Raw genomic sequence first — 26,245 nt, 5'->3', positions numbered from 1 at the left:
GACGGCACGCTAGGGGCCTGTCGTTTCGGTGCCCGCCGAACTGTGACGCTGCTGCCGGGCGGAAGGGCTCACCGGATCCGCCGACGGACCCCGCCGCCCTCGAACAGCAGGTCTCCGGTGCGCAGCCGGGCGGTCGTCCCGCGCTCGCGCAGCACCACGCCCGCCCGGGGCAGCGGTCTGTCGTGCTCCCCCATGCGGCGCACTGCAGCGGCCCTTCGGGATCCTGGCCGCCCGTCAGGGGCGAACCCTGAAACAGACCTGGGGCGCCCCGGTTCCGGTCGGGACGCCCCAGGGGCTTCGGGTCGGGGACTGGTCGGCGAGTTCCCCGTTCGGGCGGGGGCCTAACGTGAAAGACCCTCCGGTATCAGATCTTGCGCCACCAACTCGTCGCGCACCAGACCCGCGTACACAGTCGCGCCATGGACGGACGTATGCGTGTTGTCCCGCTTCTCGTTGTACAGATAGATGGACTTGGAGCCCTCGACGCCCAGAGACTCCACCAGCGCCTTGGTCCTGGCCGTCAGGTCGATCAGCGGGACGTGCTCGGCGGCGGCCACCGAGCGGATCACCGCGGGGTGGTCCACGCCGAGGCCGTTCACCAGCAGCGCGGTGTTGTTGTTCAGCGTACCGTCAGCATTGAACCAGCGGCGGACGATCGGTGTCACGAGCACCGGCTCACCACCCTTGTCGCGCACACCCGTGACGAGGGTCTCCAGATTCGTCCGGTAGGTCGACTCGTCGGTCTGCTTGTCGTTGTGGGCGAGTTGGATGAGGACCAGGTCGTGCGGGCGGATCAACGGCCGGACGGTCGCCCAGAGTCGGGGATCGGCGAGGTAGGTGACCGTACTCTCGCCGGAGTCGGCGTAGTTGGCGACGGCGAGCCCCTTGCGGAGGTACTGGGGCAACTGCTGGCCCCAGCCCGAGTACGGGTCGGCGGGCTGGTCGCACACCGTTGAGTCGCCGATGAGGTAGATGTGGCGGAGGATGGGGGTCCCCCCTGCTCGAGCGGAGCCGAGAGCTTGGGGGAGAGCCGGGGTCACGCGGATGTCCGCGAGGGCCGGGGCCGGGCCGCCGATCGTCAGGTCGAGGCCCGGGGAGCCGTCCGGGCCGGTGGGTTCGCCTTCCGGCGTACGGACGTTCACGGTGAAGCTGCGGTGGACGCGACGCCCGGCGTCGACGGCCGTCTCCGGCAGCAGGGAGCGCCGGGTCTCACCCGTGATGGCGGTGCCGGAGGCGTCCGCACCGCCGAGTTCCACGCTCACGTCGTAGTCGCCGGGCGGCACGTCGAAGTGGCAGGCGGTCGCCGAGCAGTTCTCGATGCCGAGGCCGCCGGGCGCACGTCCGTGGGCCTGGGCCGGTGCGGCCTGGAACGCGGAGGCGGCGGTCAGCGCCACCAGCAGCGCGAGGGTGAAACGTCTCATTGCGGCTCCTCCGACGGGACGACAGGACCCTGGGGGCTGGAACGTACCCCTTCCGGCAAGCGCTTTCTAGTAGTCGGCGTGAATTCACACGACAGCCGACTTCCCTACTGTGAAAGCCCTTTCGCGAAATCGATTCAACTGTCACCCTGCGAGACACCCGCACCGCACCCCCCACCTCCGAAGGAGGCATCCCCCATGCCCGGAACCGATCCCGGACCGGTCCGTCGCCGTACCTTCGTGCTGGGCTCCGCGGCCGCCGCCGGCACCGCGGCCCTCGCCGCCCGCTCGCACCGCACGCGTCGGCCGCGACCTTCGGCTGGAGCGACGACGGCTCGAACTACGTCGTCGACACCGGCGCCCACCTCGTCTTCAAGGTCAGCAAGACCAACGGCGACCTGACCTCGCTGGTCTACCGGGGCACCGAGTACCAGGGCTACGGCGGCAAGAACTCTCACATCGAGTCCGGCCTCGGCACCTCCACGGTCACCATCAAGCAGTCCGGCTCGACGATCCTGATCTCCGTCGCGTACGGCACGCTGCGGCACTACTACGCCGCCCGCAGCGGCGAGAACAACATCTACCTGTGGACCGACAAGGCGGACTCGTCCGTCACCGCGTCCCGGTACATCGTGCGCGTCAAGGCGGGCAAGTTCCTCAACGACGAGCCCGACTCCTACACCTACGCGCCCACCACCATCGAGGCCTCGGACGTGTTCGAGAAGTCCGACGGCCAGACCCGCTCGAAGCACTACTCCAAGCACCGCGTCATCGACTACGACTACATCGGCTGGACCGCCGGCGGCGTCGGCTTGTGGATCGTGCGCAGCAACCACGAGAAGGCCTCCGGCGGCCCCTTCTACCGCTCCCTGCTGCGGCATCAGAGCGCGGACGGCGGCGGCCTGTACGAGATCCTGTACTACGGCGAGAACCAGACCGAGGCCGAGCGCTACGGCCTCCAGGGCCCGTACGTCATCGCCTTCACGGACGGCGGGGCGCCGTCGTCGTCGCTGTACCACGACAACCTCACCACCCCGTGGGCCGACTCGCTCGGCATCTCCGGGTACGTCCCCGACAGCGGCCGGGGCCGGGTCGCGGGCGTCGGCATCGCGGGCCGGAACACGGCGTACGCGTACACGGTGGGGCTGGCCAACTCCTCGGCGCAGTACTGGGGCTCCGCGCGGTCCTCCGACGGGTACTTCTCCATCTCGCGGGTGCTGCCGGGGACGTACACGCTGACCGTCTTCAAGGGCGAACTGGCCGTGTACACCGGCTCGGTGACGGTCTCGGCGGGCGCGACGACCACCCTGAACACGATCACCATCCCGTCCTCGAACGACCCGGGCAACGCGAGCGCGATCTGGCGGATCGGCACCTGGGACGGCACGCCGAGCGGGTTCAAGAACGCGGACCTGATGACGTACGCCCACCCCTCCGACGTGCGGGCCGCGGCCTGGACCGGGAACGTGGTGATCGGCAGCGGCAGCGAGACATCGGCCTTCCCCTGCTACCTGTGGAAGGACGTCAACAGCGGGCTGATCGTCTACTTCAAGCTCACCGCGGCGCAGGCCGCCGCCGCGCACACTCTGCGGATCGGCGTGACGACGGCCTACGCGAACGGCCGGCCGCAGATCACCGTCAACAACTGGACCTCGTCGATCCCCTCGCCGCCCACCCAGCCGAGCACACGGTCGCTGACCGTGGGCTCGTACCGGGGCAACAACTACACGTTCACCTACAGCGTTCCGGCCGGCGCCTGGCTCACGGACACCAGCCAGTACAACGTGCTGAAGATCAACGTGGTGAGCGGCTCGGGGACGACGGGCTACCTGAGCGCGGGTACGGCGATCGACGCGATCGACCTGCTGGCCTGAGCCGCCCGGAGGGGGGTCATGTTCCCCGCGTCCATTGCTGGTTGGTGCCTCCGTTGCAGGTGTAGGTGACCATCGCGGCGGAGTTGGCGGTGGACGCGCCGGACACGTCCAGGCACTCGCCGGTCGCCCGGGATCTGATGGTCACGTAGGAGCCCGTGGTGGTCACCGACCACTGCTGGCCGGTCGCGGAGGCGTTGCAGTCCTCCTGGGTGACGTTGCTCGCGTTCTCCTGCACGCACAGGGAGTTGTGGCGCGCCACCAGCTGGTAGTAGCCGCTGCCGGCGGACTTGAACCAGAACCTCTGGTTGGTGCCGCCGTTGCAGTCGTACTGCTTGATCTGGGCGCCCTGCCACAGCGACTGGCCGGTCACGTCGGCGCATCAGCCGCTGTGCCGGGCGATCAGCGTGTTGTACCTGGCGCTGGTGCCGCCGATCGTTCCGGCGGCCGCGTCGACGGTGATCTCCGGGTACCAGGACATGGACATCGAGGTGGAGGTGGGGAAGGTCAGCGGCAGCCAGAAGTACCGCGAGTCGTTGACCGTGCCGCCGAAGGAGTTGCCCCAGCGGTCACCCATGTAGATTTCTGTTATCGGCAGCCCTGTCCGCCCGTCCCCCTACCGTGCGCAGCCATACCCACAGAACAGCGGCGGCCGTCGGCGCCCTTGCGGCGGTCGCCTTCACACTCACCACTCCCCCGGCTTCAGCGGCCGGGGTCCGCGACGTCACCGCGGACGTGCTCGCCGGCCGGGACGTGACGCTCGCCGGTGACACGGTGGTGACCGTGCCGGGCGGGACGACCACCTACGGCGGGGTGTTCCGCGGCGAGGGCACGCTCACCGTGCGCGGCAGCGGGACGCTGATCCTCACGAAGGACAGCGACTTCACCCTGCCCACCTCCCGGCGAGGGCAGCACGTCACGACCCGGGGCGGCAACCACCCGTACACCACGGTGACGAACCCCGACCCGCCCGCGGTGACGGTGGAGCGCGGTGCGACGCTGCAGTACGGCACGGGCGGCGGCAGCGGGCTGATCGGCCACTTCCCGTACAACACCCCTGGTTACCGGCTCAATCAACTGAACATCCGGGTGGACGGCACTCTGCGCCTGTCCCTGACCCGCACCTTCAACCTCGGCACCATCAGCGGCGCGGGCCTGGTCACCCAGCCCCGGAACATGTGGGGCACCCTCGACCTGGCCGGAACACACCCGTTCTCCGGTGTCATCGACAACGGCACCGGCACGGCGGCCGGCCGACCCGAGTTCCCCGTCGCGCTGCCGAACGCCCGTGCCATCCTCAACCAGGGCTCCTGGATCATCGACACCCCGCTGAACCAGACGATCACTTTGCGCCAGGACTTCTACCAGCGGGAGTACGGCAGCGATGTCAACGTCCACTCACGGCCCGGCAGCAAGGTGGTCCTCACCGGCCAGTACAGCTACAGCGACGAGGGCGGCGACACGAATCCCTCGCTCAGCGACCCGGACCTCAACTGGCGACTGCTGCCCCATCAGGTGAACAAACGCGGCACCAACATCGAGGGCGCGAACGTCCAGTGGGGCGACGGCACCACGCACCGCATCTTCATGCCGGGCACCAAGGACACCGTCTACATCAACCTGCACGAGGCGAGCGGCCGGCGCTCGCTGCTCACCTTGGACTACGACGGCCCGGTGACGCTGGGCGCCCCCATCGGCGGCGGCCGGTACCACGACACGCTGGCCGCGCCGGGCGCCGGTGACGTCGTCATCTCGGGGACGCGCGGCAACGACGTCACCTTCGCCGCCCGCCAGTACTACGACGGGTCGACGACCGTCGAGAAGGGGGCGGTGCTGCGGCTGGGCTCGGGGAAGCCGGGTGGGGACGGTTCGCTGATGACCGGCACCGCGCGGACGCGGATCGTGGACGACGGCACGCTGGTCGTCCGCAACACCTCGACGCCCGTGTCGCTGTCCCGGATCGGCGGCAGCGGCTCGCTCGTGCAGTCGGGTGCCGCGACGACCACGCTGACCGGGAACGCGGTCGCCTACACGGGAACGACGACCGTCACCCAGGGCACCCTGGCCCTGCGCGGCGGCGCAACACTCGCCCACAGCAGCGCGATCCGGCTCACGACGACGGGCGCACGGCTCGACCCGGGCCCGGCGGGCCTGCGTTTGGCGACCACGCTGACGGGTCGGGGCACGGTGCGCGGGTCGGTGACGAACGACGGCACACTGACGGGCGGACTCATGGTGACGGGTGACTACACGCAGCACGCCGGTGGCCAACTGATGCTTCGTGACGGCCCTTTGAAGGTGGCGGGCGAGGTCCGGCTGGCCGGTGAGCTCGACCTGTCGGACGCCGGATCGCCCTCGGCCCGGCAGATCACCGTCCTGGACCACCAGGGCCGCACGAAGACCGTCGGCACGTTCACGGGCCTGCCGGAAGGGGCGGAGGTGAGGCTCGCCGACACCACCTACCGCATCGGCTACCGGGGCGGCGACGGCAACGACGTCGTCCTGACCGCCGTCGGCGCCACCCGGTCCGCTCAGGCGCCGACCGCGTCCGGCGCGCCGGACGACCCGCGGGCCGCGAACACCTCGGAGGGCGGCTCACTGGCGTGGTGGCCGGGGTATGCGCTGGGGGTGGCGATGGTGGCGGGGCTGCTGGTCCCGGTGATCCTCCGCGAGCGCAGCCGCGGCGCCCGAGCGAGCGCAGGACAGGGCGGCGGACGCCAGGGCGGACGGCACGCGGCTCCATGACAGGGGGATGGATGCCCTCGGTACCAATGGCCGTTCCGCCGGTACCGACCGCATCTGTTCGAGCGCCCCGGTGAGGCCCGGCCGCGGTGCGGCGTGCCGCCGCGCATGCCCGCCGCGGTGGCGGGTACGACCCCTTCCGTACGGGGGCGTCGCGGAAGCGGCCGGAGAGCGAGGGGTGTCGGAAGTGATTCGAAAGCTGCAGGCGGTCGCGCTGGACTGCGCTGACCCGGCACGGCTTGCGGAGTTCTACGCGAATCTGCTCGGTGGCCGGGTGGTCACGGACCCGGAGGAGCCCGACTGGGTCGAGGTGCACGGGTTCGAGGGGACGCCGCTGGCCTGCCAGCGGGTGGACGGCCACCGACCGCCCGAATGGCCCGGCCAGGAGCGCCCGCAACAGCTCCACCTGGACTTCGACGTGGACGATCTCGACGGAGAGGAGAAGCGGGCGCTCGCCCTCGGTGCGACCGTGCTGGAGCGGACGGACCAGCTCCGCCCGGGGGCCAACTGGCGGATCTACGCGGACCCGGCCGGCCATCCGTTCTGCCTCTGCCTCCACTGAGTCCAGTGCCCACTGTCCCGGCTCATGGGTCGGCGCCGCCACACCGACTACGCCGGCCTTCAATTCGTTTGCCGCGGGCCGGCCCGGTCGGATAGGAAGCCTGCATGCTGAAGGGCGACAAGGTCGGGCTGAGGGCTCGGCACGAGGACGACATCCCGGTCCTTCGGGCCGAGCTCTACGACGACGTGGTCAACTCCTCGCGGGCGGAGACCGGGCCGTGGCGGCCGATCGCGCCGGGCTCGAAGGACCCGCGCCTCGTGGTGGACGACCAGGAGCAGCGGCACGTCCCGTTCTCCGTGGTGGAGCTGGAGGGCGGCACGCTCGTCGGCACCGCGACCCTGTGGGGCATCGACAATCACAACCGGTCCGCGCACATCGGTCTGGGGCTGCTGCCGTCCTCGCGCGGCAAGGGCTACGGCACCGACGTGGTCGCGGTGTTGTGCCACTACGGTTTCGTCGTGCGTGGCCTGCACCGGCTGCAGATCGAGACGCTGTCGGACAACGCCGCGATGCTTCGCGCCGCCGAGCGCAACGGCTTCGTCCGCGAGGGCGTACTGCGCTCCTCGGCCTGGGTGATGGGCGAGTTCCTGGACGAGGTCCTGCTCGGACTCCTCGTCCAGGACTGGAAGCCGGACTCGTGACGAACGACGAGTGGCCCGGCCGAAGCCGCATCTGACGCCACATCAACCACACCGTGCCCGAGCCGAAGGACCAGCGGGCCGACCGCGAGCGCCGGGCAGCGAAGCGCCCGAAAACCAGTGGAACAGCGTCGCTGTGCGCCGTTACCGTGCTGCCGAGCCAAGTCGTCTAGTCAAGGACGTGCCGTTGTACACCCTGTGAGACCTCCCGAGCGCTGATCGGTCGCGCGTCGCGCATGTGCGCCGCGCTTCTTCTTGCTGCGGACTTCTCACTGAAACCGGTGTACTTCTGTTCTCAATAACTGGGTGGTCGTGCCCACCTGCCTGCCGCTCGTACTCCGCCGCTGCCACGCGTGCGCGTCCGGGCGCTTCCGGGCCAACGGCAAATTCCGCGTCAACGCGAACCACAAGCTCCTCGACGCCTGGCTTCTCGTGCTCTGTACCGCTTGCGGGGAAACCGCGAAGCTCTCGGTCCTGGAGCGGGTGAATGTGCGCTCCGTACGACCTGAGCTGCTGGACCGGCTGCATGACAACGACCCCGGCCTGGCAGCTGAGCTGCTCCAGGATCCGGTCGTGCGGCGCCGCAATCGCATCGCCCTCGACTGGGACGGCGCCTGGCGCCTCGACACCGGCGGATCGGATCACCTCGACCGCGAAGTGATCGACGTCTCGATCCGCTTCGCGGCGCGGATCCCTGTCCGGCCGGTGCGGCTGATCGCCGAAGGCTGCGGTCTTTCACGGGCCGAGGTCGAGAGACTGATCACGGAGGGGAAGCTCGTTTCGGCGGTCCGGCTGAGCGGCAGGCTCTCCGGCGACTTCACCTTCACTCTCAAGCGCTGAGCCCTCCCGGGACCGGGGGCCTGTCCGGCACGATCCGCCTGACAGGCTCCCGGCGGTGCTTCCGGCACCTCGGCTCCCGGGCCGATCCGACGGAGGATCAGGCGACCTGGGCGCTGCCTCCCGAGCGTGCCGCCCGGGCCACTTCGCGTGCCGCTTGCACGTAGTCCCGTACCAGTGGCCGTCGGTCGTCGGCGCGGCGGGCCAGGGCCAGACGGCTGGGCGACAGCCCGTCGACGGGGCGGGTGACCACCCCGCCCAGGCTGATCAGGGCCGCGTTGCCGGCTGCCACCAGGCAGACGCCGCGGCCGTCCACCAGCGCCTCGTACGTCTCGTCCGTCCCGGCGATCTCGGCGCCGATGCGCGGCGGTCGGCCGCCGCGGGCGTCCAGGGCGAGCCAGTGGTCACGCAGCACCCCGGCGCCGGGCGGGAGCGCCAGGAACGGCTCGTCGAGCAGATCGGCGAAGTGCACCGTCTCCCGGGCGGCCAGCGGGTGCGTCTCGGGCAGGGCGACCAGCCGCGGCTCCTCGACGACCACCACGTGGGCGTACCGGTCCTGGTACAGAACCGGAAGCCAGATGAACGCCACGTCGACCGAGCCGTCCGCGAGCCCGGCGGTCGGGTCCTCCCAGCCGATCTGGCGCAGCCGGACCGTGGCCGCCGGGTGCGCCTGCGTGAACCGGGAGCGGATCGCCGGGAGCAGTCCACCGCGGGCGGGGCTGGTGCTCATCCCGACGACCAGGGTCGCCGCCTGCTCGGTCTTGGCGCGCTCGACCGCGCTCGCGGCCTCGTCCCACGCGGCCAGCACGCGACGGGCGTGCGGCAGCAGCGCCTCGCCCGCCGGGGTCAGCCGTACGCCCTGCGGTTCCCGCAGGAACACCGGTGCCCCCAACTGCCGTTCCAAGGCCCGGATCTGCTTGCTGAGCGCGGGCTGGGACACGTACAGCCTCCCCCAAGCTCTCGGCTACGCTCGAACAGAGGGGACCCCCACGGCGGCGCGCGTGAAGTGGAGCTCTTCGGTGACGGCGACCAAGTACCGCAGGTCCCGTCCGTGCACGTCCATGACCAACGGTTATCACGGCGGGTCTTGGACGGGCCAACGGTTTCGGCGGCAGCCTTGTGAGCAGCAGGAGTTGAGGAACCCACATCTGGAGCTGACGATGAACAAGGTATGGCTGGTGACCGGAGCGAGCAGCGGACTGGGCCGGGCGATCACCGATGCGGCGGTCGGCGCCGGGGACGTGGTGGTCGCCGCCGCCCGCCGCACCGAGGCGCTGGCGGACCTGGTCTCGGCGTACCCCGACCAGGTGGAGGCGGTGGCCCTCGACGTCACGGACACCGCCGCCGCTCAGACGGTGGTACGGGACGTGGTCGATCGGCACGGGCGGATCGACGTCCTGGTCAACAACGCGGGCCGCACCCACGTCGGTGCGGTCGAGGAGACGACCGAAGCCGAGCTGCGCTCACTGTTCGACGTGCACTTCTTCGGGCCGGCCGCCCTGGTGCGGGCCGTGCTGCCGTCCATGCGGGCCCGACGCTCGGGCGCCATCGTGCAGATGAGCAGCATGGGCGGACAGATGTCCGCACCCGGCTTCTCGGCGTACAGCGCCACGAAGTTCGCCCTGGAGGGACTGTCGGAGGCCCTCGCGCCCGAGGTGCGGCCGCTCGGCATCAAGGTGCTGATCGTGGAGCCGGGCGCCTTCCGCACCGGCCTCATGGGCAATGCCGGGGCCAGCACCCGGATCGAGGACTACACGGCGACGGTCGGCGCGACCCGGGCGATGGTGGCCGGGGGCGACGAGCAGCAACCGGGCGACCCGGCGAAGGCCGCCGCCGCGATCCTCGCCGCCCTGGAGGCCGAGGAGACGCCCCTTCGACTGCCGCTGGGCGACGACGGGGTGGACGCGGTGCTCGGGCACCTGGACCAGGTGCGGGCGGACATCATGGCCTGGGAGAAGGTGACGCGGGCGACGGCGTTCGACGACTGACGCCGCCTGGGCCGACGAGGCAGGCGGAACCCGAGTTCCGGTGCCGCCGCCGGGCCTCCTCGGCCCAGCCCGCGAGGAACGCCGGCGCCGCGCCCCGTTCCCGGTAGCGGTGTTCGGCGGGGACCGTGCGGGTGCCGCCGTGGTCGAGTTGCCGTTCGTCCGAGGCGCGGTGGAGCATCAGGGCGGTCAGCCGGTCGTACTTGACCGCCGAGGCGCACACCCGAGCCGTACGAGCCGCTCGTCTCCGCGCCATCCGCTCTCCCGCAGGCCGTGCAGATGGGCGTCGAACGCTAGGCGCGCTGCTCCCGCGCCTCCCGGCGTCCGCGCAGCCACACGTACACCGGGATGCCCGCGAAGAGGAACAACACACCCTGGTAGACGGCCGCGTAGCCCGCGCCCGCTATCAGCCAGAAGGAGAAGGCGAAGGACAGGGCCGCGACGATCAGGTCGCGGACCAGACCAGCCGGGCGGACCCGGTCACGGGTGCCCTGCGCCAGCCAGTACAACTGGGCCGCCGCGGACAGCAGGTACGGAACGCAGCCGGTGAACGTGGTGATCAGGACGAGGACGCGGAAGGTGGTGTCCGGGCCCGCCGTGTAGTTGAGGGCGATCAGCAGTGTGCCGAGGACCGCACAGGCCCACACCCCGAATCCGGGCACCCCGCCCTTGCCGACGCGGGCGAACGGCGCCGGGAAGAGCCCGTCACGGGCGGCGGCGTACGGCATCTGCGCGGCCAGCAGGATCCAGCCGTTGAGGCAGCCGGTGATCGAGGCGACGGCGACCAGCGCGATGGCGGTGCCGCCCCAGTGGCCGCCGGTGATCGCGTCCACGGCGTCCGCGAACGGCGCCCCGGACTTGGTCAGCCTGTCGTGCGGGACCAGGCCGAAGACGGCGACCGTGCCGAGGAGGTACACGAGGGCGGAGCCGAGAGTGCCGAGGACGCTGGCGCGGCCCACCGTGCGCTCGGGGTCGCGGACCTCGCCGGCGCTCATGGCGGCGGACTCCACGCCGAGGAAGCTGTAGAGGAGGAGCGCGGCGGAGGCGGCGACCGCGCCGGTCGCGCTCTGCCCGGAGGCGTTGAACGGGCCGAAGTTGTCGGCGCGCACGAAGAACAGGCCGACGGTGGCGACGACGAGCAGCGGCACGAACTTCAGCACCGTGGAGACCACCTGCACCGCGCCGACCCAGCGGGTGCCCGCGAAGTTGGCGGCGGCCGGCAGCCAGAGCGCGGCCAGGGCGACGACGGCCTCGAGGGTGTGGTTGCCGTGCAGGGGTATGAACACGTCGACGTAGCCGACGACCGCGACGGCGAGCGCGGCGATGCTCACCCAGCACATCGTCCAGTACGACCAGGCGGACAGGAAGCCCGCGAAGTCGCCGAAGGCGTCGCGCGGGTAGACGTACAGGCCGCCGGTGACGGGGCTGCGCCGGGCGAGCCTGCCGAAGAGGAGGGCGAGGAGCACGGCGGCGACGGACAGCATGGCGAAGGCGAGCAGGCTGACGGTGCCGTACGGGGCGACGGTGGCGGGCAGGGCGAAGATGCCCCCGCCGATGATGTTGCCCATCACCAGGGCGGTGGCGGCGGCGAGTCCGAAGGTGCGGCGGCGGCCCGGCGCGGCGGGGGCGCGCTCCGGCTCGGTCGCCTCGGTGGTGCTGGTGGCAGTCATGACGCTTTCGGGTGACGGGGGACGGCCCGTGCGAGCGTGCACGGAGGGGGCGGGAAGGGCTGGATCGTAACCCGGCATTCCACATGGTGGGCGATCTGTTCACCTACTGGACATACAAGACCGTCGGTCACCCTGCCGGCCACCGGTGCGAAAACTTCGCACGAAAACTTCGCTGAGTACCCCGGAGCGGCTTGTGCATGCCTGCCTCGCGGGCCTTTTTTCGGCGAGCTGAGATGTTTCCGCGAGGCTTTGTTGGCCGCAGGCCAATTGAGTTAACCTGCGACGGATTTTCTCATCGCACAGATCCGTGAACTGCGGAAATGCGGCGATGGGCGGGGCCCGGCGCGGTTCCGAGTCCTCGGGGTGAGGACTCTTGGGGAGCGGAACGAGGTGCGCATGACCAGCAAGACGACCGAGGTTGTGGATCAGGGCCCGGGTGAGCGGGAGCTGCGGCAGCTTCTGGCCGGGCTGACCGCCGTACGGGACGGCGACTTCGGCACACGGCTGCCGTCCGACGGGGAGGGTCTGCTCGGCGACATCGCCACCGTCTTCAACGGCATGGTGGACCAGTTGTCCGTGTTCACCTCGGAAGTGACGCGCGTTGCGCGCGAGGTGGGCACCGAGGGCACGCTCGGCGGTCAGGCGGAGGTGCCGGGGGTCTCGGGCACCTGGGCCGACCTGACCGACTCGGTCAACGCCATGGCGGGCAACCTCACCACGCAGGTCCGTGACATCGCCCAGGTGGCGACCGCGGTGGCCAAGGGCGATCTGTCACAGAAGATCGACGTGCCGGCGCGTGGCGAGATCCTGCAGCTGAAGGAGACCGTCAACACGATGGTCGACCAGCTCTCCGCCTTCGCCGACGAAGTCACCCGCGTCGCCCGGGAGGTCGGCAGCGAGGGCAGGCTGGGCGGCCAGGCTCAGGTGCCCGGTGTCGGCGGTGTGTGGCGCGACCTCACCGACTCCGTGAACTTCATGGCGGGCAACCTCACCTCTCAGGTCCGCAACATCGCCCAGGTGACGACCGCGGTCGCCCAGGGCGACCTCTCCCAGAAGATCACCGTCGACGCCCGCGGCGAGATCCTCGAACTCAAGAACACCATCAACACGATGGTCGACCAGCTCTCCGCCTTCGCCGACGAGGTCACCCGCGTCGCCCGCGAAGTGGGCACCGAGGGCAGGTTGGGCGGCCAGGCCGACGTCAAGGGTGTCAAGGGCACCTGGCGCGACCTCACCGACTCCGTCAACTTCATGGCGGGCAACCTCACCTCTCAGGTCCGCAACGTCGCCCAGGTGGCCACCGCGGTCGCCCAGGGCGACCTCTCCCAGAAGATCACCGTCGACGCCCGCGGCGAAATCCTCGAACTCAAGAACACCATCAACACGATGGTCGACCAGCTCTCCGCCTTCGCCGACGAGGTCACCCGCGTCGCCCGCGAGGTCGGCACCGAGGGCAACCTGGGCGGCCAGGCCATCGTCCGGGGTGTGTCGGGGACCTGGAAGGACCTGACGGACAACGTCAACGTGATGGCGTCCAACCTGACCGGCCAGGTCCGCTCGATCGCCCAGGTCGCCACGGCCGTGGCACGCGGCGACCTGTCCCAGAAGATCACGGTCGAGGCCAAGGGCGAGGTCGCGGCCCTTGCGGACGTCATCAACACGATGGTCGACACGTTGTCCGCGTTCGCCGACGAGGTCACCCGCGTCGCCCGCGAGGTCGGTACGGAGGGACGCCTCGGGGGTCAGGCGAACGTGCCGAACGTGGCGGGCACGTGGAAGGACCTCACGGACAACGTCAACTCGATGGCCAACAACCTCACCGGCCAGGTGCGCAACATCGCCCTGGTGACGACGGCGGTGGCGGGCGGCGACCTGTCGAAGAAGATCGACGTCGACGCCCGGGGCGAGATCCTGGAGCTCAAGACCACCATCAACACGATGGTCGACCAGCTGTCGTCGTTCGCCGCCGAGGTCACCCGCGTCGCCCGCGAGGTCGGCAGCGAGGGCCGGCTCGGCGGCCAGGCCGAGGTGGAGGGCGTCGAGGGCACCTGGAAGCGGCTGACGGAGAACGTCAACGAACTGGCCGGGAACCTGACCCGGCAGGTCCGCGCGATCGCCGAGGTCGCGAGCGCCGTCGCCGAGGGCGACCTGACCCGTTCCATCACCGTGGAGGCGTCGGGCGAGGTCGCCGAGCTCAAGGACAACATCAACTCCATGGTCGAGTCCCTGCGCGAGACCACGCGGGCCAACCAGGAGCAGGACTGGCTGAAGACCAACCTGGCCCGGATCTCCGGCCTGATGCAGGGTCACCGGGAACTGCCCGTCGTCGCCGAGCTGATCATGGACGAGCTGACGCCGCTGGTCGGGGCCCAGTACGGCGCCTTCTACCTCGCGGAGGACACCGAGCGCGGCCCCGAACTGCGGCTGGTGGGCTCCTACGGCTACCCCGACGACGAGGAGCGGCCCGCCCGCATCCCCTTCGGCCGCTCGCTGGTCGGACAGGCCGCGCGCAACCGGCGCCCCATCGGCGTGGAGGAGCTGCCGCCGGGCTATGTGACGATCTCCTCGGGGCTCGGGCAGACGGTGCCGAGCGCCCTGACGGTTCTGCCCATCGTGGTCGAGGACCAGGTCCTCGGCGTCATCGAGCTGGCCTCCGTCACCCGGTTCACCCAGATCCACCAGGACTTCCTGGCACAGCTGATGCCGACCATCGGCGTCAACCTCAACACCATCGTGGCCAACGCCCGAACCGACGAGCTCCTCGAGGAGTCCCAGCGGCTGACCGCCGAACTGCAGGCACGCTCGGAGGAGTTGCAGGTCCAGCAGGAGGAACTGCAGCGCTCCAACGCCGAGCTGGAGGAGAAGGCCTCGCTGCTGGCCTCGCAGAACCGGGACATCGAGGCCAAGAACCTCCAGATCGAGCAGGCGCGGCAGGAGCTGGAGACCCGCGCCCAGGAGCTGGCGCTGGCCTCGAAGTACAAGTCGGAGTTCCTGGCGAACATGAGCCACGAGCTGCGCACGCCGCTGAACAGCCTGCTGATCCTCGCCCAGCTGCTGGCACAGAACCCGTCCCGCAACCTCACCCCCAAGCAGGTCGAGTACGCGGGCATCATCCACTCGGCGGGCTCGGACCTGCTCCAGCTGATCAACGACATCCTCGATCTGTCGAAGGTCGAGGCCGGCAAGATGGACGTCGCTCCCGAACGCGTCCCGTTGCGGAAGCTGTTGGAGTACGTCGAGGCGACGTTCCGGCCGATGACGACGCAGAAGAGCCTGGACTTCACGGTGGCCACCGCCCCCGGCACACCCGCCGACCTGCTCACCGACGACTCCCGGCTGCGTCAGATCCTGCGCAACCTGCTGTCGAACGCCGTCAAGTTCACCGAGCAGGGAAGTGTCGAGCTGCGCATCGAACCCGCCGCCGACCGGGAGGTGCCCGCGGGAGTCCACCGCGGTGGTCCCGTCGTGGCCTTCCGGGTGAAGGACACCGGCATCGGCATTCCCCGGCAGCATCTGGAGACGATCTTCGGGGCGTTCCAGCAGGCTGACGGGACGACGAGCCGCAAGTACGGCGGCACCGGCCTCGGCCTGTCGATCACACGGGAGATCGCCCATCTGCTCGGCGGGGCCGTCACGGTCGACAGCACGCCCGGTCAGGGCAGCACGTTCACGCTCTATCTGCCCGTGGCACGCGCCGACTTCGAGGAACTGGCGGACGGCGGCGGCCGACGGTTGGAGCAACCGCAGCAGACGGTTCCCTCCGAGGTGGTGTCGGCGCCGCTCGCGGCTGTCGGCCCGAAGCAGGCGCCCGGGCAGCGCAGACGTCGCCTGCTGGTCGTCGAGGAGCGCCCGCGCGGTCTGCTCACCCTCGTCGCGGAGAGCGCGGTCGCGGACATCGCGCAGGACGCCGGCGATCCGCGCGGGGCGATCGACATCATCACCGCCGCAGGGGCGCAGGAGGCGGCGAGCGCGCTGGCCGCGGAACCCTGCCACTGTGTCGTCCTCGAACTCGGCATGCCGGACGACGAGGGCGCGCGCTTCCTGGACGCCATGCAGGGCGACTCCGCGCTGGCAAGTGTGCCGGTGCTCGTCCACACGGGGCACCGCGTGGACCTGGCCCAGGAGCAGTCCTTGCGGTCCCGTGCGGGGGGTCGGCCGCTTGATTTCCTGTCCAGCCTGGACGAACTGCGCGAACGCATCACACTGCACCTGTCCGCCGAGGAACCCGGAGACGTACTTTCGCTGGTCCGCGCGGAGGAGCCCCAGTACGCGGCCGCGCAGCCCGTGGACGACACCTTCCTCGGTCGCAAGGTGCTCGTGGTCGACGACGACGCGCGCAACCTCTTCGCGCTCAGCGGCATCCTCGAACTCCACGGTTTCCAGGTCCTGCACGCGGACAACGGCCGCAAGGGCATCGAGATGCTGCTCGCCCACCCGGACGTCGCGCTGGTCCTGATGGACGTGATGATGCCGGAGATGGACGGGTACGCCGCCACCGCCGAGATCCGCACCATGCCGCAGTACGCGGACCTGCCGATCATCGCCGTCACCGCGAAGGCGATGCCGGGCGACCAGGAGAAGAGCCTCGCCTCCGGCGCGAACGACTACGTGACCAAACCCGTCGACACCAACGACCTCATCGCCCGCGTCCGACGCTGGCTGCCCGTCTGAGAAAGGGACGCACCCGCCGTGCGCACCAGCCGACCGGGCGCCGACCGGCGCCGTCCCAGCCGAGGAACAGGCCAACCGTGAGCAATCCCCAGCAACCGCCCGAGCCGGAGGGCGTACGCGCTCCGGCCGGTGAACAGGCCACCACCGAGCCGCCGGACGCGAAACCGGCAGCCGCCCAGCCGCGGGGCGGGACCCCGGCCGCTGCCGAGCCGCGGAGCGGGAGCCCGGCCGCTGCCGAGCCGCTCGGCCGGATGGCTGTAGCCGCCGAGCCGCTCGGTCGGGCGCCGCCGCCGCCGAGCCGCTCGCCCCGACGGCGGCAGGCACCGATCTCCTCGGTCCGACGGCGGCTGGTACCGGGCCCGTGGCCGAGGCCCTGGCCGGTCGCGATCCGGTCGGCGGTCATCCGGGGCAGGCCGAGGCCGCCGACGAGGACGGGCGCGGGCAGACGTCCCCGTCGGCAGGCTCGCCGCGACCGTGGAGCGGCTGCGTCGCGAGGTGCGGGTGGCGCAGGCCGAGGCGGACGGGCGTGCCCTGGTCGAACTGGCCAAGGGCATCCTGGTCGAGCGGCTGGGATGCGGACCGGCGCAGGCCGCCAGGCAACTCGCCGAGCTGGCCAAGCAGGCGGGAGCGACCCCGCTGGAATTCGCCGTCGAGGTCATCAACCAGGCGTCGCGAGACCGGCTCTCCGAGGTGGCCGCCGCGTTCCTCGCGGCCACGGCGGACTCCGCGGGCTCGGCGGCCTCCGCCGGGGCGGGCGGTTCGCCGGGGAACCGGTCCTCCGTCGTACGGCTGCGGGCCGCCGAGGCCGGTGCGCTGGCCGCTCACGACACCCAGGCCGTCGCCGACTCCCTGCTGGAGCACGCCCTGACGCCGCTCGGCGCGGTGGCCGTGGCCATCTGGGCCGTGGGCTCCGACGGTTCCCTCACCCTGGCGGGCAGTGCCGGGTTCTCATCGGCGGAGGCGGGCCGCTGGCGCTATGTGCCCCCGGGCGTGGCGACCGTGGCGCGCCGCGGTCTGGCCGAGCGCGCGGGGCAGTGGATGGGCTCCCTGTCAGAGACGGGCCTTCCCTCCATCGGTCAGCACCTGTACCCGGAGGGCGGCAGGGTCGCCGTTCCGGCCGGTACCGGCGGGCGGATCCACGGCGTGCTGGAGATCGTCTGGCCCGCGCCGCTGGGGCCGCAGCCACCGCAGATCGTCCGTCAGGTGGAGGCCCTGGCCGAGCTGTGCGCGCACACCCTGGAGACCTACGCCCTCCAGTATCCGGACGGCGTCCCGAGGCCCGGGGTCCTGCCGCACGTCGCCGAGCTGATGGACCTGGCCGACGGGCTCCACGACCCCGCCCTGGTGCTCGTGCCGCACCTGGACGGCAGCGGGGAGCTCGTCGACTTCCGCATCCAGCATGTGAACAGCCGTTTCCTCGACCCCGCCGGCCGGCCGCGCGGCGTCGTGAGCGGTGCCCTGCTGCTGGAGGCGTACCCGCTGGCCGCCGGCGAGAGTGAGCTGTTCGACCGGATCGAGCGCGTCTACGCCACGGGAGAGCCGTTCCGCGCCCACCGCATGAGGCTCACCGCCCTGGTGGACGACGTCCCCCTGGCCGCGGTCGCCGACATCAACATCACCCGGCACGCCGGCAACGTACTGCTGATCTGGCGGATCGAGGACGAGACGGCACGCCTGGCGAGCCTGCTCCAGCACGCCCAGCGCCTCGGCCGGATCGGCGGCTTCGAGGAGAACCTGCTCACCGGCGAGATCACCTGGAACGGGCAGCTCTACAGCCTCTACGGCAAACCCACCTCCAGCGCCCCCGTGTCGCTGGAGGATCTGCCCGCGCACGCCCATCCCGACGACGCCGTCGCCATCGGCAGGTTCCTGCGCACCCTGCTCCACCACCGGCGTCCCGCGTCCACGGCCTTCCGTCTGCAGCGCCCCGACGGGGTGACGCGCCACATCCGCGTGGTGGCCGAGCCGGTGCTCGACTCCGACGGCCGGCTGTTCGTCGTCCGCGGCGCCTACCAGGACATCTCCGCCCACCACTGGACGGAGGTCGCGCTCGCCGCCACCCGTGACCAACTCGCCCACACCGAGCAGCAGGCGAGCGAACGCAATCGGCTCACCCTCCAGCTCCAGCACGCCATCATGCCCCCGGCGCAGGCGCCGCTGGAGGCTCCCGGCCTGCAGGTGGCCGTACGCTACCGGCCCGCGGAGACGGAACAGCTGGTCGGCGGTGACTGGTACGACGCGGTCGTGCTGCCGTCCGAGCTGGTGCTGCTGTGCGTGGGCGACGTCGCCGGACACGGCATAGAGGCGGCCACCAGCATGGTCGTGCTGCGCAACGCGCTGCGGGGGCTCGCCGTGACGGGTGCCGGCCCCGGCCAGTTGCTGTCCTGGCTCAACATGGTGGCCCACCATCTGACCGGCGCGGTCACCGCCACGGCGGTCTGCGGCCTGTACGACCCGGCTCGCCACACCCTGCGGTGGGCCAGGGCGGGCCATCTCCCGCCGGTCCTGGTGCGGGGCGCCGAGGCCGCGCCGCTGCCGCTGGTCAAGGGGCTGCTGCTGGGCGCCGTGCCCGAGGCGACGTACGAGGAGCACGAGGTCCAGCTGGCCGTCGACGACACCCTGCTCATGTACACGGACGGGCTGATCGAACGCCGTGACCGTTCCGTGGAGGAGTCGCTGGCACAGCTGCTGACGGCCGCGCGCACGGTGTCTCCCACGCTGGACCAGCAGCTGGACCGCCTGCTCACGTACAGCAAGTCGGACACGGACGACGACACCTGCATCGTGGGCATCCGCGTGGCCTGACGGGTGTGGGACGGACGCCCGGGATGCCCACGTACTGGACGGCGCCGGGCGTCCGCCCCGCCTTCGACTAGCGTCATGTCATGACCAGCAACACCACTCCCACCCTCGCCGAGGCACTGGCCGCCGGAACCCTCGTCCTGGACGGCGGCATGTCGAACCAGCTCGAGTCGGCCGGGCACGACCTGAGCGACGAACTGTGGTCGGCGCGGCTGCTGGCGGAGCGGCCGCGGGCGATCACGGAGGCGCACCTCGCGTACTACGAGGCGGGCGCGGACGTGGCGATCACGTCCAGCTACCAGGCGACGTTCGAGGGCTTCGCGAAGCGCGGCATCGACCGCGACCGAGCGGCCGCTCTCCTCTCCCTCAGCGTCGGACTGGCACGCGAGGCGGCAGCACAGGCGCGGGAGAAGGGCGTCACGCGTCCGCTGTGGGTGGCGGCGTCCGTCGGCCCGTACGGGGCGATGCTCGCGGACGGCTCCGAGTACCGGGGCCGCTACGGCCTCACGGTCGCCGAACTGGAGGCCTTCCACCGCCCGCGCCTCGAGGTACTGGCGGCGGCCGGCCCGGACGTCCTGGCGCTGGAGACGATCCCGGACACGGACGAGGCCACCGCGCTCCTGCGGGCGGTGCGCGGCCTGGGCGTCCCCGCCTGGCTGTCGTACACCGTCTCCGGCGACCGCACGCGCGCGGGCCAGCCCCTTCAGGAGGCGTTCGCCCTCGCCGCCGAGGCGGACGAGGTGATCGCGGTGGGCGTGAACTGCTGCGCGCCCGAAGACGTGGACGGCGCGGTCGCGACGGCGGCACGGGTCACCGGCAAGCCGGTGGTGGTCTACCCCAACAGCGGCGAGTCCTGGGACGCCGGAGCCCGCGCCTGGGACGGCCGCTCGACGTTCACGACGTCGGAGGTGACCGGTTGGCGCGAGGCCGGGGCGCGGCTTATCGGGGGGTGCTGCCGGGTGGGGCCGGAGGCGATCGGGGGGATCGCGGGGGCGTTGGGGCCAAGGCGTGAACCCGCGTGAACAGACTCGCGTGAACAGATTCGCCTGAACGGACCGCGGGAACAAGACACCCGTCCGCGGCCCCGTTGACCGAGGTGACCGACGCCTCGGTCCATCGACCCCGTTGAACCGTCACTGCCGCCCCGCCCCGCCCGGACGCCGCAGTCGCCGTACCACCGAGTGCGGCACCGCGCCCCGCCGCACCGCCCCGTCTCCCTCTGGGACGGTCGGCTCCGGGCGGGTGCGGGCCGCCTCCCACAGCGTCATCTCCGGGTCTCGGGGGCCGTACACGACCGGCTCCCCGTCCCCGCCGAAGATCCGTACCGGGTGCCTGGCGTCCCACGTCGGCCAGCCCGGGTCGCCGTCCGTCGCGAAACGCACCCACGCCCCGTGCATCTCGCGGGCCAGTGCGCGCGGGGCGTTCGGCCCCGCCAGTTTCGCCGACTCCGGGACCTCGGCGCTGTCGAAGACGAAGCCCAGCTCCAGGGCGTGGCAGGCGCCCAGGCCGGGAACGTTGGAGCGCCAGGCGAACTCGTAGACGTACGTGGGCGCCTGGCCGGCGCGGGCGTCGGCCAGGCGGTGCAGGGGGTGGCGGAGCAGGTGGTCCGTCACCATCTGGCCCACCAGGTCGGAGACGGGTGCGTCGGGGTGGGCGGTGCGATAACCGCGCGGGACCTCGGGGCCGCAGTGGCAGCGGGCCATCGCGCCGGCCACGGCGACCGGGCCCAGACGGTCGATGCGTTCGGTCAGGCCCGTGGGGGCCAGCCAGAGGCGGTACTCCTCGCTGGTCCACCCGATCAGCAGGGGTACGTCGCGGGCGGCGCCGTCCAGCAGTGCCTCCAGCGGGTCGCGCGGTACCAGATCGCCGTCCACGACGATCCCGAAGGCGGGGCCGCCGAGGATCGGGCTCGCCCGGCGGCCCACCTCCGCCTGCGCCTCGGCCAGCACCGTACGGTCCACCGCGGCGAACGCCGCCGCCGTCGCCGGCACCTTCAGCCTCGCGGCCATGCGCCGCACCAGGCGCCGTACCTTCTCCCGTTCGGTGGCCTCCGGCGGCCCGCTCTGCAGAACCGCCCGCCCGAACAGTCCCCGGGCCCGGGGGCTCGCCAGCAGCGCGCCGATGCTGATCGCGCCCGCCGACTCGCCGAAGACGGTCACCCTGTCCGGGTCGCCGCCGAACTCCGCGACGGCCTCGTGCACCCACTCCAGCGCGGCGAGCTGGTCGCGCAGCCCGGGGTTCGGCGGAGCGTCCGGGAAGAGGCCGTAACCCTCCACTCCCAGGCGGTAGTTGAAGGTGACGAGGACCACGCCGTCACGGGCGAAGGCGCCGCCGTCGTACACGGGCACGGCCGAGGAGCCCCGGGTCAGGGCGCCGCCGTGGATCCACACCATCACCGGCAGCCGGGCCCCGGCAACCGGGTCCGGCGTCCACACGTTGAGGTTCAGGCAGTCGTCCCCGGCGACCACCGGGTCGGACAGATAGCGGGCGAAGGCCTCCGAGTACGGCGGTTTCGGCGGCGTCGGCCCGAACGCGCCCGCGTCGCGCACCCCGTCCCACGGCTCGGGCGGCACCGGCGGGCGGAAGCGGCGGGGGCCGAAGGGCGGGGCGGCGTACGGGATGCCGCGGAAGACGGCGACCCCGTGCTCGTACCGGCCGCGCACGGCCCCGTAGGGGGTGCGGACCACGGGGTCCGCAGGGTGCGCCGGGTTCAGGCTCACGTCGTCCACAGGGTCCATCCGGCCTCTCCTCACCGCGGGGGCTGCCCACATCAGATGACTTCCCCCGTTCGCGACCCCGCGCATCCGGTGTCTTCCACGGCAACTCACCGCGGCCTTAATGTAGAAAGCGCTTGCCATGAGTGGTTGCCGTCAACGGAGTTCCAGGGCCCCCGGGACGGGGCCGGAGAGGTGGGCCCATGGTGCGTACCGCAGGCGCGGCCGGACCGACCCTCGCGGTCGTCGCACGCGAGGCCGGTGTCTCCGTGCCGACGGCGTCCAAGGTGGTCAACGGCCGTGAGGACGTGGCACCCGAGACCCGGCGCCGCGTCACCGAGGCCCTGGACCGGCTCGGTTACGTCAGAAGACCCCGCTTCGAGGCCAACAAGCCGCCCGCCCTCGTCGACCTGGTGGTGCATTCGCTGGAGAGCTCCTGGTCGGGGGCGATCCTGCACGGCGTGACGGAGGCCGCACACGACGCGGGCCTGGAGGTGGTGGTCTCCACGAGCCGGAACCGCGCCCGGGACGGACACCCGGAGCGCGGCTGGCTCGACAAGCTGTCGGCGCGCGGCTCCGCCGGCGTCCTGTTCAACCTGGACGAGCTGACCCCGTCCCAGTACGCCTGGCTGGACCAGCACCGCATTCCGTACGTCCTCATCGACCCGGTGTCGGAGCCGCCGCCGGGCGTGGTGTCGGTGGGTGCCGCCAACTGGCAGGGCGGGGTGGCCGCCACCGAGCACCTGCTGAACCTCGGGCACGAGCGGATCGCGGTCATCGGCGGCTACCGGCGCAAGCTGTGCAGCGGCGCACGGGTCGCCGGGTACCGCTCGGCGCTGTCCGCGGCGGGCATCGCGTACCGGCCCGAGTACGTGCGCCACGGCAACTTCGACGAGGCGACCGCCCACCGGCGCACCCTGCAACTGCTGGACCTGCCCGAGCCGCCGACGGCCGTCTTCGCCTGCTCTGACCGGATGGCGCTCGGGGCGTGCGCGGCGCTCGCGGAGCGGGGGCTGCGGGTGCCGGACGACGTCAGCGTCGTCGGCTTCGACGACCTGCCGGAGGCGCGCTGGGCGACACCCCCGCTGACGACCGTTCGGCAGCCGCTCGGGGAGATGGCCGCGACGGCGCTCCGGCTGCTGGTGCGCATGATGGCCGGCGCTCGACCGGAGGGCACCCGCACCGAACTGTCGACCCGCCTGGTGGAACGGGCCAGCACGGCGCCACCGCCCCGCTAGTCCGACTGAGCCGCCCAGCGGATGCCGCCCAGGAGGTGGGCGCGGAAGCCGGGGTCCTGGTACGCCTCCGAGGCGTGTCCGAGTGCCGTGTAGAAGACTCGGCCCGCGCCCTGCTCACGGCACCAGGCGAGCGGATGTTCGGCGCCCATCCCGCCGCCCTCGTACGACGACTCGTCGGCGGAGACGAGCACCCGGACCGAGTCACGCGGATTGGTACGGAAGTCGTACCACTCGTCCGTGAACTCCCAGACGGCGGGCAGGTGCCGTGTCGCCGGATGCCCGCGGTCCTCGACGACGGCCTTGCCCGGCTGGTACGCGGGGTGCCGGTCGAACCAGGCGCCCAGGAGTTCGCCGTAGTACGGCCAGTCGTACTCGGTGCAGGCGGCCGCGTGCACGCCGACGAAACCGCCGCCGTCCCGCAGGTAGGCCGTCAGCTGTTCCCGCCCTGCCGGGGTCAGCACCTCACCGCTGGTGGAGAGGAAGACGACCGCGCCGTACGCGCCGAGGGGAGTCTCGAAGACCCCCGGGTCCTCGGTGGCGTCGACCTCGAAACCGTGCGCGGCCCCGAGGTCGCGTACGGCGGCCACGGCATCGGGGATGGAGTCGTGGCGGTAGGCGGTGGTGCGGGAGTACACGAGGACGCGGAACGGCATGGCACCGAGCCTAGGCGTGTGGCGGGGCCGTCCCAACAGCAGGCGGGGACCGAAACTTTCGGCTTCCGGGGACCTGTCCGATTCCTTCAAGACCCGCCCCCGCTCGCCCGCCTAGCGTGGCCGCATGACTCCACGATTCGATGTGGTCGGCCTCGTCGTCTCCGACCTGGCCGCCTCCCTCGCCTTCTACCGTCGCCTGGGGCTCGTCTTCCCCGAGGGTGCCGAGGAGCTGCCGCACGTCGAGGCGGAACTGCCCGGTGGGCTGCGGTTCGCGCTGGATCCCGAGGAGACCGTGCGGTCCTTCCACCCCGGGTGGCGTGCGCCCGTCGGCGGCGGACGCGTCTCGCTCGCCTTCCGGTGCGATTCCCCCGCCGAGGTCGACGGCGTCTACGAGGACATGGTGGCCGCCGGGTACCACGGCGAGCTCAAGCCGTGGGACGCGGTGTGGGGGATGCGGTACGCGGTCGTGCACGACCCCGACGGCAACGGGGTGGACCTGTTCGCGGACCTAGGCCCGCGCGAGTAGGTCCCTGAGCGGCATCCCCGTCAGCTCCCGCACGTCCCTGGCCAGATGCGCCTGGTCGGCGAAGCCCGCGCGGGCCGCGGTCTCGGCGAACGGCACCCCCGAGCGGGCCAGCGCCAGGGCGCGCTGCAGCCGCAGCACACGGGCCAGGGTCTTCGGCCCGTAGCCGAACCCGGCGAGCGAGCGGCGGCGCAACTGGCGTGCGCTCAGACCGAGTGCGTCGGCGGTGGCGGCGACCGGGCGGCCCGAGCCGAGTGCCGCGACCAGCACGCCGAGCAGCGGATCGGGGTCCGAGGAGCTGGCGGCGCGCTCCAGGGCGAGCTCCTCGAGCGCCGCGGCGGGGTCGGCGGCGGCGTCCACGCGGCCGGTCAGCCGGCGCACCTCGGCCGCGGGCCACAGGTCGGCCAGCTCGACACGCCGGTCGCGCAGTTCGTGGGCGGGGACGCCCAGGTAGGCGGGTGCGGTGCCGGGGTGGAAACGGACGCCGGCCCAGCGGACGGGCGGGCCCTCGGGGCGGTACGCGCGCGTGTCCGGGCCCGCGACCAGGAGCCTGCCCTCGGTCCACAGCAGGTCCATGCAGCCGTCGGGCAGCACCGGCCGTCCGGCGGCGGAGGGCAGGTTCGTCCACACGACGGCGCCCGGGAGCCGGGACGCCCGCTCGGCGTACCCGGCGGTCGCGAAGCCTCGTTCCACAGCCACGCTCCTCAGGCTATGCCGGCGCTCAGTCCGCCGGTCCCTCCCTCTTCTGCTGGTGAATCTGGCTGCTGCGCACCTGCGTGCGCAGGCGGGAGGTGACGTCCTCCGGGGGCAGGAAGCGGGACCAGCGTTCCGGGAACTCCGAAGGCATGTCCGGGTCGTCGGGGTCGGGTGCGCGGGCCGCGGCGGCGCGGGCCATGTACTCGGCGGCCTGCTCCGCGCGCAGCCGCTCGTTCGCCTCGCGGGCCGCCGCGGTCGCCGCGGCGGGCCACACGCGGTCGATCGCGGCGTTGACGGCGGCGCCCACCAGGACGGCGAAGGCGGACACGCCGATCCACAGCAGCACGGCCACGGGGGCGGCCAGCGAACCGTAGATCGTGGGGCCCTCGACCGTGTGCGTCAGGTAGATGCGCAGCAGGAAGCTGCCCAGCACCCACATCGCGAGGGCGACCAGGGCTCCCGGCACGTCTTCCACCCAGGGTGAGCGCACGGGGACGGACACGTGGTAGAGCGTGGTCAGGAACACGATCGACAGGACGATGACCACCGGCCAGTACAGGACCTGCACCACGGTCGTCGACCAGGGCACGACGTTCACCACCGCGTCCGGACCCGCCACCATCAACGGCAGCGCCACCGAGCCGATCAGCAGCGCCACGATGAACAGCACGAACGCCAGCAGCCGGGTCTTCACGATGCCCCGGGTGCCGTCGAGCCCGTACATCACCGTGATCGTGTCGATGAAGACGTTCACCGCGCGGGATCCGGACCACAGGGCGAAGAGGAAGCCGATGGAGACGACGTCGGGTCGGCCGGCCTTGAGCACGTCGTGCAGGATCGGCTGGGCGATCTCCTTGACGCCCCGGTCGGACAGCACCGTGCGGGACGCGTCCAGGATGTTGTTCTGCAGGCTCTGGATGGTGTCGGTCCCGGTCCAGTGGTCGACGTAGCCGAGCAGTCCGACCAGGCACAGCAGCAGCGGCGGCACGGAGAGCAGGGTGAAGAAGGCCGCCTCGGCGGCCAGCCCGAGGACGCGGTACTCCATGCACGAGTCGACGATGTCCTTCAGCAGCAGCCAGGCGGTCCTGCGCTTGGAGACGTTCCGGTAGAGGGCACGCGCCCGGTGGAGACGGCCGGGCGGCCGCTCGGAGGTTTCACTTGCTGCTGGCTGCACGCCTTAACGGTATCCGCCGACCGGGCCGCTGCTCACCCCGCAGTGGGGCGG

18 protein-coding genes and 3 pseudogenes are annotated in these 26,245 nt (G+C 71.7%); 11 read left to right on the top strand and 10 right to left on the bottom strand.

Translation table 11 applies throughout. From position 1 onward, the window contains the following. Positions 1-68: 68 nt before the first annotated feature. Positions 69-194: a hypothetical protein gene (locus N8I84_RS30885; RefSeq protein ID WP_263232690.1), complete on the bottom strand. Its 126-nt coding sequence runs from the start codon at positions 192-194 to the stop codon at positions 69-71. A 147-nt stretch (positions 195-341) separates the two neighbouring features. Next, entirely contained in the window at positions 342-1,421 is a 1,080-nt protein-coding gene (locus N8I84_RS30880) for a rhamnogalacturonan acetylesterase (protein ID WP_263232689.1), read from the bottom strand. Between the two features lie 195 nt (positions 1,422-1,616). Between N8I84_RS30880 and N8I84_RS30875 the strand changes: the two are divergent. Continuing rightward, positions 1,617-3,292 (top strand): annotated as a pseudogene (locus N8I84_RS30875) (rhamnogalacturonan lyase B N-terminal domain-containing protein). A 16-nt stretch (positions 3,293-3,308) separates the two neighbouring features. On the opposite strand, the pseudogene N8I84_RS30870 reads toward N8I84_RS30875, so the two are convergent. After that, a pseudogene (locus N8I84_RS30870) lies at positions 3,309-3,872 on the bottom strand (RICIN domain-containing protein); the annotation flags it as partial. Positions 3,873-3,910: 38 nt separating this feature from the next. Between N8I84_RS30870 and N8I84_RS30865 the strand changes: the two are divergent. From N8I84_RS30865 to N8I84_RS30850, 4 genes are all read left to right on the top strand, one after another. Further along, on the top strand, positions 3,911-6,034 hold the full coding sequence (locus N8I84_RS30865; protein WP_263232688.1) for an autotransporter: 2,124 nt from the start codon (positions 3,911-3,913) through the stop codon (positions 6,032-6,034). Between the two features lie 184 nt (positions 6,035-6,218). Beyond that, positions 6,219-6,593, top strand: a complete 375-nt coding sequence (locus tag N8I84_RS30860; protein ID WP_263232687.1) for a VOC family protein — start codon at positions 6,219-6,221, stop codon at positions 6,591-6,593. A 104-nt stretch (positions 6,594-6,697) separates the two neighbouring features. Then, a complete protein-coding gene (locus N8I84_RS30855) occupies positions 6,698-7,234 on the top strand; it encodes a GNAT family N-acetyltransferase (RefSeq protein WP_263232686.1) in 537 nt (178 codons plus the stop codon). Positions 7,235-7,537: 303 nt separating this feature from the next. Beyond that, positions 7,538-8,071 (top strand): DUF1062 domain-containing protein, encoded by a 534-nt coding sequence (locus tag N8I84_RS30850; protein WP_263232685.1) that lies wholly within the window; start codon positions 7,538-7,540, stop codon positions 8,069-8,071. 97 nt (positions 8,072-8,168) lie between these two features. On the opposite strand, the pseudogene N8I84_RS30845 reads toward N8I84_RS30850, so the two are convergent. Beyond that, positions 8,169-9,131 (bottom strand): annotated as a pseudogene (locus N8I84_RS30845) (LysR substrate-binding domain-containing protein). A 97-nt stretch (positions 9,132-9,228) separates the two neighbouring features. Here N8I84_RS30845 and N8I84_RS30840 point away from each other — a divergent pair. Beyond that, a complete protein-coding gene (locus N8I84_RS30840) occupies positions 9,229-10,056 on the top strand; it encodes an oxidoreductase (RefSeq protein WP_263232684.1) in 828 nt (275 codons plus the stop codon). Here N8I84_RS30840 and N8I84_RS30835 read toward each other — a convergent pair. Then, positions 10,010-10,309, bottom strand: coding sequence for a hypothetical protein (locus N8I84_RS30835; RefSeq protein ID WP_263232683.1), 300 nt, complete (start codon positions 10,307-10,309; stop codon positions 10,010-10,012). The two genes, N8I84_RS30840 and N8I84_RS30835, sit on opposite strands and share 47 nt — an antisense overlap. 37 nt (positions 10,310-10,346) lie before the next feature. Next, entirely contained in the window at positions 10,347-11,723 is a 1,377-nt protein-coding gene (locus tag N8I84_RS30830; RefSeq protein WP_263232682.1) for an amino acid permease, read from the bottom strand. 396 nt (positions 11,724-12,119) lie between these two features. Between N8I84_RS30830 and N8I84_RS30825 the strand changes: the two genes are divergently transcribed. The 3 genes from N8I84_RS30825 (at position 12,120) to mmuM (ending at position 20,218) form a co-directional block, all read left to right on the top strand. Continuing rightward, positions 12,120-16,394, top strand: coding sequence for a HAMP domain-containing protein (locus tag N8I84_RS30825; RefSeq protein ID WP_263232681.1), 4,275 nt, complete (start codon positions 12,120-12,122; stop codon positions 16,392-16,394). A 474-nt stretch (positions 16,395-16,868) separates the two neighbouring features. Beyond that, complete coding sequence (locus tag N8I84_RS30820) at positions 16,869-19,199, top strand: SpoIIE family protein phosphatase (RefSeq protein ID WP_263232680.1); 2,331 nt, start codon at positions 16,869-16,871, stop codon at positions 19,197-19,199. Positions 19,200-19,279: 80 nt separating this feature from the next. Then, complete coding sequence (gene mmuM / locus N8I84_RS30815) at positions 19,280-20,218, top strand: homocysteine S-methyltransferase (protein ID WP_263232679.1); 939 nt, start codon at positions 19,280-19,282, stop codon at positions 20,216-20,218. A 111-nt stretch (positions 20,219-20,329) separates the two neighbouring features. Here mmuM and N8I84_RS30810 read toward each other — a convergent pair whose 3' ends face one another. Then, positions 20,330-21,934, bottom strand: a complete 1,605-nt coding sequence (locus tag N8I84_RS30810) for a carboxylesterase/lipase family protein (protein WP_263232678.1) — start codon at positions 21,932-21,934, stop codon at positions 20,330-20,332. Between the two features lie 179 nt (positions 21,935-22,113). On the opposite strand from N8I84_RS30810, the gene N8I84_RS30805 reads away from it, so the two are divergent. Continuing rightward, positions 22,114-23,148, top strand: a complete 1,035-nt coding sequence (locus N8I84_RS30805) for a LacI family DNA-binding transcriptional regulator (protein ID WP_263232677.1) — start codon at positions 22,114-22,116, stop codon at positions 23,146-23,148. On the opposite strand, the gene N8I84_RS30800 is transcribed toward N8I84_RS30805, so the two are convergent. After that, positions 23,145-23,801, bottom strand: coding sequence for a ThuA domain-containing protein (locus N8I84_RS30800; RefSeq protein ID WP_263232676.1), 657 nt, complete (start codon positions 23,799-23,801; stop codon positions 23,145-23,147). The genes N8I84_RS30805 and N8I84_RS30800 overlap by 4 nt on opposite strands. A 124-nt stretch (positions 23,802-23,925) precedes the next feature. On the opposite strand from N8I84_RS30800, the gene N8I84_RS30795 reads away from it, so the two are divergent. Next, on the top strand, positions 23,926-24,327 hold the full coding sequence (locus N8I84_RS30795) for a VOC family protein (protein WP_263232675.1): 402 nt from the start codon (positions 23,926-23,928) through the stop codon (positions 24,325-24,327). Here the strand turns inward: N8I84_RS30795 and N8I84_RS30790 are convergent. Then, complete coding sequence (locus N8I84_RS30790; RefSeq protein WP_263232674.1) at positions 24,310-25,023, bottom strand: helix-turn-helix transcriptional regulator; 714 nt, start codon at positions 25,021-25,023, stop codon at positions 24,310-24,312. The genes N8I84_RS30795 and N8I84_RS30790 overlap by 18 nt on opposite strands. 22 nt (positions 25,024-25,045) lie before the next feature. Further along, entirely contained in the window at positions 25,046-26,194 is a 1,149-nt protein-coding gene (locus tag N8I84_RS30785) for a YihY/virulence factor BrkB family protein (RefSeq protein ID WP_263232673.1), read from the bottom strand. Positions 26,195-26,245: the final 51 nt, after the last annotated feature.

Origin of the sequence: Streptomyces cynarae (assembly GCF_025642135.1) — a bacterium.
GTDB classification, from domain to species: domain Bacteria; phylum Actinomycetota; class Actinomycetes; order Streptomycetales; family Streptomycetaceae; genus Streptomyces; species Streptomyces cynarae.
The sequence above is the reverse complement of the archived record's forward strand: the minus strand, read 5'-3'. Positions and strand labels throughout refer to the sequence as shown.